We start from the raw sequence: 14,978 nt of genomic DNA on the forward strand, positions 1-14,978 counted from the left end.
TACGCAATTGCGCACAGGTTGGAATCATTCTTTCTCTTCTAATTGAAGTAACGTATCTGTCAGATGCATAAAAGTCGGTTTATCATTACGATCCAGGGCCGTATCAATCTCTTCCAGCAAACGTGTTCGAGTTTGTTCACGGTGGATATGATTCAGAAACAAATCGATGTAGATGTCATTCAGCATTTTTTCCGCTTGCATTGAGGAACTATTCTTTCCCACAGCCTTTAGGAACTCAGCATATGAATAATTATTCTCCATCTCTCTCACCTCGGAACCCTTTTAATTATTGTAACGAATCCACCCTCCATTTTGCAAGTACTTTTTCGAATATTCCTACTCTTCTTCTTTGTTATTCGATAATCGAATTGTCGCTTCGGAGATGATCAGCACAACTGCTCCCATTATTAGAGGAGTCACCGATAGACCATGCATCAGTAACCCTGCAATGGCTACCAGTCCTGCCTGCAGCCATTGGACACGCTCCGTCAAACGGAAAATTTCTTTCGGGCGTGTCTCTTCTGTATTCGGGAATAACAAATCCATCCGGAATTCATCACCTCCGCGAAGTGTTTGCAGCGTCTGAATCGCTGATGCGAAGGCTAATGCTCCAATGAAGACGAAGGCCACGATCGGGAATGGTATGAACAGCACCCCTATAATCGATAGCGCTGTTAAACGGAGCCATAACCAAAATGATTCGTCCGTGCGTATAAACGTCCGACGCAGCAAAAAGCTCTGTGCTTCTGTATGTTCAACGTTTGCCACTGGCATGAATAGACCGAGCCATGATCTTTTACTGATAGACCCCTTCAAATGAGGAACTTCGGTAAAATAATTTGCAAAACGATAGAAGCCCATCATCCGATTCTGCTCCAGTTCGATGAAATGTGTATAAGGGAATGGCTGCACAGCCGCTTTCTTCATCCACAACAAACCGTATAGAATATAGGCGATTGCAATGACCACAAGGATGATCCATTGTTCAGCCAAGACGGCATAAAACAAAAGCATGTTTAGTACGAAGCGGATGAAGCGATCCTGCCATACTCCCTGTCCTTCGTTCGCTTTCCGATAAAAGAATTCAATTCTTACACTTGAATACATAGCGGCAATGATGAGAAGCAGTAATAATCCGAATACCGATTTACCCCCGATGTCATAAGCACTCAACATCGGCAGCGCTACGATGAAAACAATGACCGGTAACGGCAATTTCGAAAAGAACGTCCAATTCAACGCTCGCCCTGTATAGGTCGGTAATTCTTTCTCAAGAGGCAGCAAGTAGACAGCGTCTGCCGGTTTTAACAGCGTCACAGGGGTCGCTATGAACGTCGAACCCGCAAGCAATAATGCAATAAGCCAAATGGCAGGTAAGTCAGCGGGTACATCTTTTAGCCATTCACTGTAGGCATAGCCTGCTGCACCAATCGAAAACAGCAGCACAATCGCCAAGTGCCCCGTGAACACATATTGCAAGTACCGCTGCAGCTCCATCACATATTTACCGAAACGGCTACCCCACACGTCACGTAAGCTGTTCATAGTCAGCTTCCTCTGTCATCGCAATGTATAAGTCATCCAGTGACGCTCCAGGACGGCCGAATGCTTTCCTTAAATCATCCATCGTTCCATGTGCCCGCACGCTGCCTTCGTGCAAGAGGATGATTCGATCGCAATGTTTTTCAGCAGTCGACAATACGTGTGTCGACATCAGCACCGAAGCGCCGCTTTCCGTTCTCTGTGTAAGTTGAGCAAGCAATGAGCGAATGCCTAGCGGATCTAGTCCGACAAAGGGTTCATCGATAATATAAAGTGCGGGTTCTGCAAGGAAGGCACACATGATCATGACTTTTTGCCTCATCCCTTTCGAAAAGTGGGATGGATACCATTTTAAGCGCTTTTCCATTCGGAACTCTTTCAATAGTGCCGCAGATCTCGCTTCAAAAACGTCTTGCGGGATGCTGTACGCCATTGCGGTCAACTCTAAATGCTCACGTAACGTCAGTTCCTCATACAAGATTGGCGTTTCCGGAATGTAACTGAATGACTTCCGGTAGACTTCAGCATCCTCGTTAAACGTGACACCGTTAATTTCAATGGTGCCCCCATGGGGATTCATCAGCCCGATGATGTGCTTGATCGTTGTACTTTTCCCGGCACCATTCAGTCCGATCAACCCGACCAATTCACCTTTTTGAATGTTAAATGATACTTCATGTAAAACCGGTTTTCTTGAATAACCGCCTGTTACGTCTTTCAAGTCAAGTATTGCCATGCGTCTTCCTCCATTCTTCTTCTAGTTTACCAAATCTGAAACAACAATGCCTTGTCCAACCCATGCTGATTATCTGAAAATATGCTACACTAATGACATTCATGAAAGGAAGTGTACAAATGTCCTCTTGTATTTTCTGTAAAATCGCAGCTGGGGAACTCCCTGGAGAAATTTTGTATGAAGATGATCACGTAATTGCTTTCATGGACATTATGCCAGTGACTAAAGGGCATGTCCTCCTCATTCCGAAAACCCATAGGGAAAATGTATATGACCTGACTTCTGATGAGGCTTCTCACCTGTTTGCAGTTGCTCCTAAAATTGCAAAAGCCATTAAGGATACCTTCGAACCAGCGGGTATGAATCTCGTCCAAAACAATGGCGCAGCAGCCGGTCAAGCCGTTTTCCACTTCCATCTGCATTTCGTCCCTAGATACGACGAAACAGATGGGTATCGCCCAACATGGGAACAGAAAACGGAAGAGTTCCCTAGTGAACGAATCCAGGAACTTGCAGGAGACATTAAAAACCATCTCCAGACAAACGCGTAACATAGCATTTGTCATTCAATCAGGTTTTAACTCTTCCTAACTAGGAAATGAACCAATTAAGAAGGAGTGTGCTCAAAATGAAAACATCCACATTTTTTGCAGGACTGGCTGTCGGGTCAGTCGCTGCTGCCGTTACTGTTCTCTACTCAACTCCGCAGTCCGGAAGTGAAATGCGATCTTCCGTAGCAACTGCATCCGCCGATATGATGGCAAAGTTGAAAGATGTAAAAGGCAGAGTCAATGAGTTGAAAGATTCCGTTTCCGATTTTGCTAGCGAAAACGTCCAGCCTGCTATTGAAGGGGTCAAAGATTCGGTAGGCGGTTGGCGCACTGCGGATCCGGGTTCACGTAACCGGTTAGAGAGCGAGATTCACGAAATCCAATCTGCAATCGAAGAACTTGAACGTTCTGTTGCCGCTCAACAAAATAATTGATATGACTGAAGCATTCCGATTTTCGGGATGCTTTTTTATTTACTTATGGAAATGAAACGAATTGAATTATTTTTCAATTCTAACTTTTTTATTTGTTGCTTTCCTGCTATAATGAAAATATCTATAGAAAATAGGAAGTAGGTGCTTGCATGTCCGAACAAGAGTATTCCTTTAAGGAAGCAATGATTTACACTCAACGCCTTGCGCAGATGTCAAAAGCGTTGTGGAAAGCTGTTGAAAAAGATTGGCAACAATGGATAAAACCTTATGACTTGAATATTAACGAACACCACATACTTTGGATTGCCTATCATTTACAAGGTGCCACCATTTCAGATATCGCAAAGTTCGGAGTCATGCATGTATCTACCGCATTCAATTTCTCGAAAAAATTAGAGCAACGAGGGTACTTGGAATTTTTCAAAAAAGAAGATGATCGTCGGAATACATATGTCCTCGTCACAGATCATGGAGAAGACTTGATCAAAGAAATGAACGCAAATTATTTTGTTACCGATCATTCCATTTTAAACGGTTCACTACCGATTAAAAATCTTTACGGGAAATTTCCTGAGTTTTTGGAAGTCATGTCCGTCATCCGTAATGTCTATGGGGAAGATTTCATGGAAATATTCGAAAAGGGATTTGAAAGCCTCGGCGAGACTTTTAAAGAAGAAGATGGGCGTCTAACGGCAGCTTCCGGTGAACTGAAACTCGCATCTGGTGAGGATAAATAATTCCCAAATCTCCGCTCAGTCTGCTATGATGGGAAGAGATGTCCAAAGGGGGTATGCACGTGATTTTGATAATAACTGTTCTCTTTTCGCTATTCTACTTGTTCCAAATCAACAAAATGACGTTCGCGTTGTGCGAATCACGAGAAATTCCTGAAGAAAAGCAAAATAAAATATATGCAACCGTAAATGTACTGATTACTATACTAATGTTGTCCCTTTACGTTGAAGTCTTTTTAAAGGTATGAAAAGCGAAAAGTCCACCCCGTAAAACGGGATGGACTTTTTTCATGTTTTAGTACAAATAAGCCGCGCCTACAATGATCAATAGAATGAACAGGACAACCAACAATGCGAATCCAGATCCTGCTCCAGTACCTCCAGCGTATCCACTCATCGAAGCACCCCCTCTCTTCTTTTGTATCTTATGCGAACCCCTTTTCAATAGTTGGGCGAATTTAGCGGGAACTTTTTTGTGCTCAATTCGTTTGTATGTTATAGTGGCACTTGTTAATTACATTTACAGAGGAGTATCTAAACTATGAAAAAAACAGTCTTATCGTTCACGTTGGCAGCATCCGTTCTTGCTCTCCCGGCTTGTTCTGGGAATGCTTCCGATGATGAAGCAATCGTTACATCCAAAGATGGAGATATAACTAAGAGTGAATTTTACCAGGAGATGAAAGATTCTGTTGGTGAGCAAGCACTGCAAATGATGGTGATTGAAAAGGTCCTCGAATCAAAATATGATGTATCCGACAAAGATGTGCAGGCAGAATACGATGACGTCAAAAAACAGCTTGGCGATAACTTCGATCAGTACTTGGCACAGCAACAACAAACTGCGGATGGATTCAAAAAAGCGATCAAACTCAACAAACTTCAAGAAGCAGCGCTTACAGATGGTATTAAGGTAAGCGATGAAGAGCTCAACAAATATCTAGAGCAAAAGAATACAGAAGTAAAAGCTAGCCACATCTTGGTTGAAGACGAAGAAAAGGCTAAAGAAGTGAAGAAAAAAGCAGATGCTGGCGAAGATTTCGCGAAGCTTGCAAAAGAATATTCCACTGAAGAGGGCGCTGATGAGTCAGGTGGCGAACTTGGATGGTTTGGTGAAGGAAAAATGGTTCAAGAATTCTGGGATGCTGCTGTAGCAATGGAAAAAGGAACAATCAGCGAACCGGTCCAATCCGAGTTCGGTTACCATATCATTAAATTAGAAGATAAGCGTAAAGTAGATGACAAAGAACCTACTAAAGAAGAAAAAGAAAAAGCGAAACAAGAGTTGAAGCTTGCAAAAGCGGATACAAGCACAATTGTCGACAAAGTTGCGAAGCTCATGAAAGATGCAGACGTAAAAGTGAAAGACAAAGAATTGAAATCTGCAATGGATATGTTCAACCAAAGCAATCCTGAAGCTAAAGAAGACGGCACAGATGCGCCGGCTGACGATGAAGCGGATGTAGAAGACGAAAAGAAGTAAGTATGAATAAGTCGCATGGTTTGTCAGATGTTCTGACGGACCATGTGGCTTTTTTGTTTGAGAGGGGTGCTGAGATTGATGAGCTACCCGCTCATTCCCGCGGCAATTCACCTTTTCCTACTCGTATCCAAGCTCGCGACCAATCCTTCTTTCCCTAATCCAAAACCAAGACTGATTGGTGTGCTCCGCTTCGCTGCGCATTTAGGGATGTGGAGAGTGTTGGAATACGGATTTCCGCTGCAACCCGATCGTTTCTCCTTGCCACCCGCTCATTCCCACGAGCTACCCGATCGTTTCTCCCTGTTACCCGCTCATTCCCACGAGCTACCCGATCGTTTCTCCCTGTTACCCGCTCATTCCCACGAGCTACCCGACCGTTTCTCCCTGCCACCCGCTCATTCCCGCGTGCTACCCGACCGTTTCTCCCTGCTACCCGCTCCTTACAAAGTTTAAAATCGTTTTCAATGACAAGCACTTTCTCCGCCATAATCACTCCAATACCCAAGACAAAAGGAGCTTCCGCGGAAGCTCCTTTTCACTAGGCTTATTCAAATGTTGGCTTATAGAATGAACGATTCTCCAATGGGAAGATGCGTTCAGAAAACTCGCCTGGCGCAGTTTTACTCATTGCTCGGTTCAGCATGTTCATTTTAGCATCGATATTATCGATGTAGTGTAACATTTCCGCCTCAGGCAGCATCGGGCGTTTCGGGCTGCCCCACTCCTCTTTTCCGTGATGGGAGAGCACCATGTGCTGAAGGAGCATCACTTCTTCTCCTGACACATCCAGCTCATCTGCCGCTTTAGAGATCTCCGTTACCATGATGCTAATATGACCGAGCAGATTCCCTTCTACAGTGTAGTGAGCTGCAACGGGACCGGATAATTCAATGACTTTCCCGATATCATGCAAAATCACGCCTGAATACAATAAGTCCTTGTTCAAAGTTGGATACAGATCCGCCACTGCTTTGGAAAGCTTCAACATGGACACTACGTGGTCGAGTAACCCAGATACATAATCGTGGTGGTTCCGTGTTGCCGCAGGATACATCATGAACGCTTCTTGGTGTTTTTTGATCAAATGACGTGTAATCCGTTGGATATGGGGATTCTTCATTTCAAAGAAGAACTGCATTAACTCATCCATGAGGTCCTCTTTACTCTTTTCAGCAGAAGGCACGAGATCGGACATCGTAATTCCTTCATCTGCTTTCGCAGGGCGGATGCTCTTAATGCGAAGTTGGTTTTTTCCACGATACTCGTGAACTTCTCCACCTACACGTACAATTTCAGCAGCTGCATACAAACGCTCCTGCTCTTCTCCCGTATCCCAAAGCTTGGCTTCCAAATCTCCACTTTTGTCTTGTAGCACAAGTGACATGAATGGACTGCCTTGTTGCGTGACACCCTTCGTGGATTGTTTGATGAACAAAAATAAATCTACCGGTTCTCCTACTTTATGATCTAATAGTTTTTTCATAATGCAACTCCTTCTGATGAGCTTCCAATTTCGGAAACATTGATAATTTTAGCTTCTGGCCAATGAGGAGCAAGTGTCTCATGGCAAGTAAATACGAGAAATTGATGCTCTGACGATAATTCAGATATGAGTTGAGTCATACGAGATAGCCGTTTCGCATCGAAGTGGACAAATGGATCATCCATAATAATAGGAAACGGAGCTTGTTCCGCTAACTCACCCGCAAGCGATAGCCGAATCGCAATATACGCTTGTTCTTTCGTGGCTTGGCTCAATTCCGCAATCGCAAACGGTTGACCGTCATTACGCAATGCTTGAAATTGGCCGTCAGGATGAATCTCGAGTTGAGCATACTGTCCTGCTGTTAACTGGGAAAACAAGTTGTTAGCACGTGTTAACACGGCAGGCAATTTTTTCTCTTTCAAGTCCCCCATCGTTTGGCGGATCGCTTCCGCCGCTACTTGACGACTCGACCACGATAACGCCAGGGCATTGAATTCCGCTTTTTTGTTTTCATAGAGCTGCTGTGTGTGAAGATGTGCATCGTCAGATAGAAGAGCTTCCGTTTTATGCAGTAACGCAGCACGTTCATCAGTCAACTGGGAAATCGCATGTTCCGCAGCTGCCAATCGTTCTTCGCATAAGGCAAGATGCTGCTGGATCCGTCCTTCATCATCGTCAAATCCCTCCGCGTGATGAAGTGACTTCAACTGGTCATTCAATCCGTCCAGACTCAGTTGCAATGTCTGGACATGCTGCCACCGATCATATGCATCATAGAATGATTGTTTGTCGGAAACGCCTGCCTGCTCAAATAATTGCTGCTCTTGGTTGTGATACGCCTGCAGTTCAAGTTTCTTCTCTTCGATCGTCCTTGAAAATTCCTTCACTTGCCGTTCATCCGTTTCGGCCAAGAGCGATGCATCTCGCAGCTTCCGAGCCTCTTGCCTGACTAAAGTATACAGGTCCGCTTCAGGAACTTCACGCGCAAGCACTGTCCTTGCATACTCAAGATGCTGCTCGATTTTCTTATTGGTTTCCTGCTGATTGTTCGTTCGCTCGATTAAGGATCGATCGGTTTCTTGCAGCTGACGTACCAACCGGAACAACTCAGGAATCGCTTCAATCCCCGCTCCAACAGTCAAACCACATTGGCGAAGTTCTTCTGTAAACTGCTTACGGGCATCCATTTCTTTGCGACTCAAGTCTGCTAAATCACTTCTAAGGGAATCTATGTCCATCGCATGACCATCAGCTGTCAGTTTCAACTGCTCCGCTTTTCGGAGGAAATCTTCCGTCCCCTTGCACAGTTCTTCAAATGCCTCTTCTTTACCTTCATACGCTTTTATAAGTGCATTCATCTCTTTCATGCGCTCGTCAGATTGCACAGGACCTTCTTGCTTTTGCCACAGTCCATAGCCGCTTACTGCCGCAATCAGCACGCCTAATGCAACAATGACCCACTGTTGCTGTAAAAGACCATACCCCGCCACTAAAATCGCAGCTACAAGCAAAATCCAACTGACTGTTTTAGAAGTTTCCTGTTGTTCTTCCCTTGCAAAAGACACATACGCTTTTGCTTCAGAAAGACGCGCGCGCACAGCTGGCCATTTTGCTGCTTGCGCTTGTTCTTCCGAGCTTGGCGCTTCAGCATCCAGCCTCTCAAGTTGCTGAACAGCCCTGCGTTCCATCTCTTCGGTCCGTCGCAATTCCAGCTGGCTGGACTGAACTGCACGTTCTGTTTGCTGTACGCGTTCTGCTAATTCTTGAAAGCGTTGCTCCTGAGTGAACGAACTATCCAGTTGCAAAAGCGCTTCAGCTTGAGATGGATCAGATGCACCGAGAAGACCGAGCAGCCGCTGTCGTTCCGATGTTAACCGTGCCATATCTGATTTTGTGCTGATAAGCTCTTGTTGAAGTACTTGCCAATCAGATTCTTTCGCAAGCAATGCCTCAACTGCCACTTCCCGATTTTTTTGTCCCACTTCTTTCAGCTGATCCTGTACGTGGTGCAATTGAAATGACGCCCGAGCGAGAACGGCTTCCGCTTCATGTTTTTTACTTTCCAACATTTCTTGATCTCGTATGTCGTTCGGAGGGAAATCCGTATTCCCGAGCTCCTCGATTTCTGAAAGCAACCGATTTCTTTTCGCAATGATCGGAATCCGCAAAAGAGCACTCTCGAGCTTTTTTGACTCCATCTGGCAGTTCTGCACAATACTCCGTTCCGCCAGCAGTTGCTGTTCCACTTCTTCTAGCCGGATCACAGCGGGTTCGTATTCATCCACTTTCGCTCTTTGTGTTTTCAGTGTGTCTTCCAACTCGCGAAGTTCTTTCAATAGCACATTCATTTGAGGATTTTTACCCGATTTTTTAAATAGATCCGCTTTTTCTTTCTCAAGCCTTTTCTCCAATTGAAGCAGTGTATCGATCCCCGTCGTTCCTGAAGATAACAACGTGCGGCTTAGCTCGTCTGAATCCATGTGTTCCAATCCTTGCAGTTGGAACAACGAAAAAGAGAAAACCGACTCAAAGGCTGCTCGATCATACTGACGCAATAGATCATTGAGTTCCGTCTGCCCGCCTATCGTACCATCTTCGAATCGGACAGTTACATCTCCAGCCGATTTCCCGCGGATCCGTTCTACTTCAACCAGACCATACTTCTTATCCCTGAGGATCATTTTTCCACCATAGCGAGATCCGGTTTTCGGTTCATAGCGCAATAGTGCATTGTTTTTAGGTGGGAAGCCAAATAATACGTGTAAGATGAATTGGTAAATCGTCGTTTTGCCGGCTTCATTCTCCCCGTAAAAAACCGTGACTCCATCCCCAAGCTCAATCGTCACATTGCTGTGGCGGCCGAATCCATAGATTGTTAACCGCTCAATCTTCATAGCGCGTCACCTCTGTTTTCATGTCGACAGCTCATTTGAAATGAGTTCCCCTGCTTCTTTACGCAATTCTTCTTTCATTTCAGAAGATAACGGAAACAAATAAGGTCCGGAGCGTGCATGCTGATACACATCTTGTAACACCATTCTCCAATCTTCTTCCTCCCAATTTTCCATCTGCTCTTTCACGGAGCGAACGAGTGGAGATTCCGGAGAGAGTGAACTCCTTTGTTGCGACTCAACAAATAGCTCAGAGAACCAGACATCGGGATCTGCTGATTCACGCAACACTTCCAGCCATTCGTCGTCTGATGAACCGCTGAACAAATGAGTCGCTTCCGCACTCATCTTCACATTGCGTACGCTAAGTATACTCGAACCGTTACGCTCAACGACTTCAGTCGCTGTATTCTGACAGGCAATCAACCACTCATTGGCAAGACTTATTTCCTTGCAATCGACTTCGATTTCATCAAATACAAGAACTGATGTCGGAACGAATTTCAATGCCGCCTGATTCAATTCCAATTCCACATCGTAAAAACCTTTCACTCCCTGCTCGTTGCGATGACGGCCTTGCAAGTTACCTGGGTAGACAATCGGAGGCTCGTTATGTAAAAGTTGCCGTTTATGGATGTGCCCAAGCGCCCAATACTGATAGCCCTTTTCTAGCAATGCTTCTGTAGTAAATGGTGCATAGACGGCATGCGTTTCTTCACCGGCAATACTGCCATGAAGCATTCCGATGTCAATTGTGCCCGGTTCCCGATTCGATTTCGGGAAACGTCCAATCATCGCTTCTTTAATGTGCCGTTCCTTATAGCTGAATCCATGGATCCTGATTCGCTGACCATGAACAACCAGTTCTGCGGTCTCCACTTCCGGACCAAATACCGTCACGTTATCCGGTAATTGAAATCTCGTCCACTTGCCTCCGAGATGATCATGATTCCCATGGGAAATGAAAACCGGGATCTCCGCCCGCTTCAAACGCTCAAGTCCTTTGACAAAACGCATTTGGGCGCGCAAACTACGATCTTCCCCATCATAGATATCCCCTGCAATGAGGACAAAATCAGGGGTAGTCTTCTCCGCATGATGGATCAGTTTTTCATAAGCAGCGAATGTACTTTCACGAAGTTCAGTCAAGCGGGTTATCGGCATGTCCGTAATTCCTTTAAATGGACTGTCTAAGTGCAAGTCCGCAGTATGCAGGAATCGAATCATTGGTAAGAGACACCTCCTGGAACGAATATTTGTTCTAATTTTATCATATTTCAACTGGTTGCGCGACAGCGATCCTGTGATTCCTGCTCGAAAAAACGCGGCAAAAAGCAGAGGCGCCGTGCTCGCCTCTGCAAATCACTTGCTCTTATTCTTTTCCTAACTGGATCGCTTTTTTAATATCCTTCAAAGAACGGGATGGACCGTACATCAGGACACCGCCACGATAGACACGAGCCCCGAACCATCCGAGTACAAAAATGGTCACGATCATAATTGCAATTGCAAGAAGGGGTTCCCACATCGGTAAATCCAGCATGCCGACCCGTAAAAACATGACGAGCGGTGTGAAGAACGGGAAGAACGAAGCGTACTTCAAGTACACAAGCTCAGGATTTCCAAGTCCTGACGCAGCTAATATGAAAGCCGCAACAATCATCAGTGTCATCGGCATGATCATCTGCTGGACGTCTTCTGTACGGCTTACGAGAGAGCCGAGAAGGGCTGCCAGTGTTGCATACAAGAAATAGCCGAGCAAGAAGAATACAACTGCATAAACAAGCGTCATAGGGTTAATGTCCGCGAAGTTGAAGAAACTGCCGATTCCCTCTGTCGCTTCTGAAGCAGCCGTTTTGAAGGCGATGAATCCTGCGATTCCGTAAAGCAGGATTTGGACAATACCAAGAGTACCGATACCGAGTACTTTCGCAAACATATGCTTCACTGGCGATACACTGGAAATCAGTATTTCCATCACACGTGAGGATTTCTCAGTTGCGACTTCCGTTGCGATCATTCCTGAGTAAAGGATGACAGCAAAGTAAATCACAAACATGAGCACATACACTAAAATGCGTGCCTGGTTCAACTCATCTTCCGATTTCGCCGAAGCGGAAATATTATTTTTCTCAAAGTTTACTTGTGTAAAAAGAGAATCGACCTGATCACTGGATAAGGATAGCTCATCTGCTTTAATCCCTGCCTGGACCGTTTGCAGCGCATTTTTCAATGATTCCGGAAGACTCGTTTCAATGCTGCTGAGGGTCGTATACTTCGCCTGAATCGTGTTGGTTTCGTCCAAGGACAGTGTCAAAAATGAATCGATGTCTTCAGAACGAACTTGTTTTTCAAGCTCTTTCTCGCTTTCTTCTGTCGGCTCCACTACAATATCAGACTCATTCGCTTGGAGAACTGCGGCGAGTGGATCATCAATTTTTCCGCTCGTGTCGATCACTTTCAGTGTCGTCGGTTCGTCACCGCCAATTCCGTCCATCGAATCGAGGATCCGTGGCAGATTGGACAACAAAAAGATGCCCGCAATGACTAACAATGTCGTAATGACGAACGATTTCGTTTTAGCTTTCGTCATGAACGCCTGCTTGAATATAATCCAGAATTCACGCATGTTCTTTCCCCACCTTTGCAATGAAGATATCTTGGAGAGTCGGTTCTTCAATCTCGAATTGTCGGACAGGACCGGCTTTCAATGCCTCTGTCAGAAGCAGTTCAGCTGTTGTGTCAGAATCCACCTGATACACAGCTCCTTCAACCGTCGGAGTTGCAGATAGGACACCTGGAAGTCCTGCAAGTGCCCCCAGCTCATAATCCGAACGGATGCGCACATTTTGTTGGCCGAATGAGCGTTTCACTTCTTTCAATGTCCCACTGACAATTTGCTTCCCGTGATCGATGATGCTGAACTGCTCACATAATTCTTCCACATGGTCCATCCGGTGACTGGAAAAGACAATCGTCGCTCCGTTATTCCGGATATCCAGAATCGCCTTTTTCAACATTTCCACGTTCACGGGGTCTAAACCAGAGAAAGGTTCATCGAGAATGATCAGTTTCGGCCTATGCAAAAGCGCCGCAATCACTTGTATCTTTTGCTGATTCCCTTTTGACAGTTCCTCCACTTTTTTGTTCAAATACTGCGGTACTTCAAAACGATCGAGCCATCCGCCGATTTCCCTTTTAGCATCGGACCGTTTCATGCCTCGCAGCTCCGCTAAAAAGAGCAACTGTTCTTCGACTTTCATTTTCGGATACAATCCGCGTTCTTCTGGAAGATATCCGATTTGAGGGCTTGTCGCATAAGAAATCGGTTTCCCATTCCAAGTAATGCGTCCTTCGTTCGGAGTCAGCAGTCCGAGAATCATTCGGAATGTCGTCGTTTTACCCGCACCGTTTGCACCGAGAAATCCATACATCGTTCCTTCTCCAACTGTCAGCGAAAGGTCATTCACGGCTGTGAAGTCCCCAAATCGTTTCGTCACGTGTTCAATTTGTAATGACATGATTGTACTCCCCCTTATTTCCCCTATACTAAAGACTACGATTCACGTGCCCTTTTGTTTCAGTTTTTTTACGTTACTCACCTTATAGTTTTCTGTTATATATGAACACCGCTAGATAATAGGTCAATAATCCAGTCACATATAAGATCGTTAGTAACATGGATGCCAGCTTCCAGCCTTCAATTATCAATGCTGCAATCGCTAGGATATATGTCAGTCCAACGAAAACAATCCACGAGGCAGTACGTGCCTTCACATGCACCTTTTCGTATCGTTCATCAAATAAGCGAGCTTTTTTCCCTCTCCGCCATACAATCAGAATAATGATTGAGACAATTCCTACACCAGTTAGGATCCCTGCAGCCGTTGACAACCAATCCATCCTGTTTCCCCCTTCCTGCTTTCATTCCATTTCCTCAGGGTCAAAAATCTCTTCAATTGAACGATTGAACAACTTGGCAATTTTGAATGCCAAGATAAGTGAAGGATTGTACCTTCCTTTTTCCAAAGAAATAATTGTTTGGCGAGATACTTCCAAACTTTCAGAAATCTCATCTTGCGTAAGACCCATTTCCATCCGGATCTCTCTTATCAAGTTTTTCACTCGAAGGTTCCCTCCCTTCCCATCTATCAATATTCACAAGGGATATCTTTCGTTAGTAAAGGAAACTTTACGTAAAGCTTACTTTACTAACAGTTGAATGTCAAGTAAACTTTACGTACAATTCACCCCTATAACAAATCATGAAGAACATAAATAATCCGTTTAACTATTCACTGGCACTAGGTATCTGATATTCCTACCATCTACATACAGAGAGACAAAGGAAAAACACTTTAAGCAATGAACCACTATTCATTTACAATAAGAAACGTGTATACTATAAGAAAAGGATAGGAGTGGATGATTGTGAGGACGTATAAACTAACGGCTTATGAAAAGACCGGGAAAATGCTTGCAGACGAAACGTTTACTGCTGAATCAGATGAGGCGGCGAAAGTAAAAGGACAAACGCTGCTGGAAGAGCAAAACTTGCTCGACCAGACACATCGCCTCGCTTCACCTGCTGGTAAATTACTGCTGTTTCATGTTTAAAGCGTTTTTCTGAACAGTGTGCTATTCTGTAATCAATCAGTTAGGAGGCGCACATGATGAAGATCGCTTTGATAGCCCACGATGAAAAGAAGGACGAAATGGTTAACTTCACAATTGCCTATGAATCGATATTTGAAAACTATACGCTTTACGCCACTGGAACTACCGGAAAACGAATTATGGAAGAAACCAGTCTTCAAGTGAACCGTATGAATTCAGGGCCACTTGGCGGCGATCAGCAAATTGGTGCGATGGTGGCCACTGGAGAATTGGACCTCATCCTATTTTTCCGTGACCCATTGACGGCACAGCCACATGAACCGGATGTCAGCGCGCTGCTGCGCCTTTGTGACGTGTATGGAATTCCGCTCGCAACGAACATTGCAACAGCCGAACTGCTTATCCGATCGATTGAAAAAGGCTACTTTCAATGGCGTGATACTGTAGATAAATACAAACAAAAGACGCTTGCCCGCTTTGACCGCGGATGAGCGTCTTTTTCAC

At 44.9% G+C, this 14,978-nt stretch carries 19 protein-coding genes; 7 read left to right on the top strand and 12 right to left on the bottom strand.

Annotated features, from left to right (window positions below; genetic code table 11):
* Positions 1-24: 24 nt before the first annotated feature.
* From H9659_RS11385 to H9659_RS11395, 3 genes are all read right to left on the bottom strand, one after another.
* Positions 25-201, bottom strand: a complete 177-nt coding sequence (locus H9659_RS11385) for an IDEAL domain-containing protein (RefSeq protein ID WP_318240724.1) — start codon at positions 199-201, stop codon at positions 25-27.
* 135 nt (positions 202-336) lie between these two features.
* Complete coding sequence (locus H9659_RS11390; protein ID WP_191690574.1) at positions 337-1,545, bottom strand: ABC transporter permease; 1,209 nt, start codon at positions 1,543-1,545, stop codon at positions 337-339.
* Entirely contained in the window at positions 1,529-2,278 is a 750-nt protein-coding gene (locus H9659_RS11395) for an ABC transporter ATP-binding protein (RefSeq protein WP_191690576.1), read from the bottom strand. The genes H9659_RS11390 and H9659_RS11395 overlap by 17 nt, the downstream gene beginning before the upstream one ends.
* Before the next feature lie 119 nt (positions 2,279-2,397).
* Between H9659_RS11395 and H9659_RS11400 the strand changes: the two genes are divergently transcribed.
* From H9659_RS11400 to H9659_RS11415, 4 genes are all read left to right on the top strand, one after another.
* Positions 2,398-2,829, top strand: a complete 432-nt coding sequence (locus H9659_RS11400) for an HIT family protein (protein WP_191690577.1) — start codon at positions 2,398-2,400, stop codon at positions 2,827-2,829.
* Positions 2,830-2,906: 77 nt separating this feature from the next.
* Positions 2,907-3,263 (top strand): YtxH domain-containing protein, encoded by a 357-nt coding sequence (locus tag H9659_RS11405; RefSeq protein WP_191690579.1) that lies wholly within the window; start codon positions 2,907-2,909, stop codon positions 3,261-3,263.
* Between the two features lie 149 nt (positions 3,264-3,412).
* On the top strand, positions 3,413-4,000 hold the full coding sequence (locus H9659_RS11410) for an HTH-type transcriptional regulator Hpr (RefSeq protein WP_191690581.1): 588 nt from the start codon (positions 3,413-3,415) through the stop codon (positions 3,998-4,000).
* Between the two features lie 53 nt (positions 4,001-4,053).
* Positions 4,054-4,245 (top strand): hypothetical protein, encoded by a 192-nt coding sequence (locus H9659_RS11415; protein WP_225217795.1) that lies wholly within the window; start codon positions 4,054-4,056, stop codon positions 4,243-4,245.
* A gap of 47 nt (positions 4,246-4,292) precedes the next feature.
* Here H9659_RS11415 and H9659_RS11420 read toward each other — a convergent pair whose 3' ends face one another.
* Entirely contained in the window at positions 4,293-4,394 is a 102-nt protein-coding gene (locus H9659_RS11420) for a YjcZ family sporulation protein (RefSeq protein ID WP_082003340.1), read from the bottom strand.
* Between the two features lie 144 nt (positions 4,395-4,538).
* On the opposite strand from H9659_RS11420, the gene H9659_RS11425 reads away from it, so the two are divergent.
* Complete coding sequence (locus H9659_RS11425) at positions 4,539-5,480, top strand: peptidylprolyl isomerase (protein ID WP_191690583.1); 942 nt, start codon at positions 4,539-4,541, stop codon at positions 5,478-5,480.
* Between the two features lie 154 nt (positions 5,481-5,634).
* Here H9659_RS11425 and H9659_RS11430 read toward each other — a convergent pair whose 3' ends face one another.
* The 8 genes from H9659_RS11430 to H9659_RS11465 form a co-directional block, all read right to left on the bottom strand.
* Positions 5,635-5,967, bottom strand: coding sequence for a hypothetical protein (locus tag H9659_RS11430; protein ID WP_191690585.1), 333 nt, complete (start codon positions 5,965-5,967; stop codon positions 5,635-5,637).
* Between the two features lie 57 nt (positions 5,968-6,024).
* A complete protein-coding gene (yhaM, locus tag H9659_RS11435) occupies positions 6,025-6,963 on the bottom strand; it encodes a 3'-5' exoribonuclease YhaM (protein ID WP_191690587.1) in 939 nt (312 codons plus the stop codon).
* On the bottom strand, positions 6,960-9,860 hold the full coding sequence (locus H9659_RS11440; RefSeq protein ID WP_191690589.1) for an ATP-binding protein: 2,901 nt from the start codon (positions 9,858-9,860) through the stop codon (positions 6,960-6,962). The genes yhaM and H9659_RS11440 overlap by 4 nt, the downstream gene beginning before the upstream one ends.
* Before the next feature lie 18 nt (positions 9,861-9,878).
* Positions 9,879-11,084: a metallophosphoesterase family protein gene (locus tag H9659_RS11445; RefSeq protein WP_191690591.1), complete on the bottom strand. Its 1,206-nt coding sequence runs from the start codon at positions 11,082-11,084 to the stop codon at positions 9,879-9,881.
* A gap of 145 nt (positions 11,085-11,229) precedes the next feature.
* A complete protein-coding gene (locus H9659_RS11450) occupies positions 11,230-12,486 on the bottom strand; it encodes an ABC transporter permease (RefSeq protein WP_191690593.1) in 1,257 nt (418 codons plus the stop codon).
* A complete protein-coding gene (locus H9659_RS11455; protein ID WP_191690595.1) occupies positions 12,479-13,378 on the bottom strand; it encodes an ABC transporter ATP-binding protein in 900 nt (299 codons plus the stop codon). The genes H9659_RS11450 and H9659_RS11455 overlap by 8 nt, the downstream gene beginning before the upstream one ends.
* 82 nt (positions 13,379-13,460) lie before the next feature.
* The gene (locus H9659_RS11460; RefSeq protein WP_191690597.1) at positions 13,461-13,760 is read right to left on the bottom strand and encodes a DUF3796 domain-containing protein; all 300 of its coding nucleotides are present in this window, start codon (positions 13,758-13,760) and stop codon (positions 13,461-13,463) included.
* A 21-nt stretch (positions 13,761-13,781) separates the two neighbouring features.
* Positions 13,782-13,982, bottom strand: coding sequence for a helix-turn-helix transcriptional regulator (locus H9659_RS11465; RefSeq protein WP_191690599.1), 201 nt, complete (start codon positions 13,980-13,982; stop codon positions 13,782-13,784).
* Positions 13,983-14,282: 300 nt separating this feature from the next.
* On the opposite strand from H9659_RS11465, the gene H9659_RS11470 reads away from it, so the two are divergent.
* Entirely contained in the window at positions 14,283-14,474 is a 192-nt protein-coding gene (locus tag H9659_RS11470; RefSeq protein ID WP_225217796.1) for a YhzD family protein, read from the top strand.
* A 53-nt stretch (positions 14,475-14,527) separates the two neighbouring features.
* Entirely contained in the window at positions 14,528-14,965 is a 438-nt protein-coding gene (gene mgsA, locus H9659_RS11475; protein ID WP_191690603.1) for a methylglyoxal synthase, read from the top strand.
* Positions 14,966-14,978: the final 13 nt, after the last annotated feature.

The sequence above is a fragment of the Sporosarcina gallistercoris genome (genome assembly GCF_014836415.1).
Taxonomy (GTDB): domain Bacteria; phylum Bacillota; class Bacilli; order Bacillales_A; family Planococcaceae; genus Sporosarcina; species Sporosarcina gallistercoris.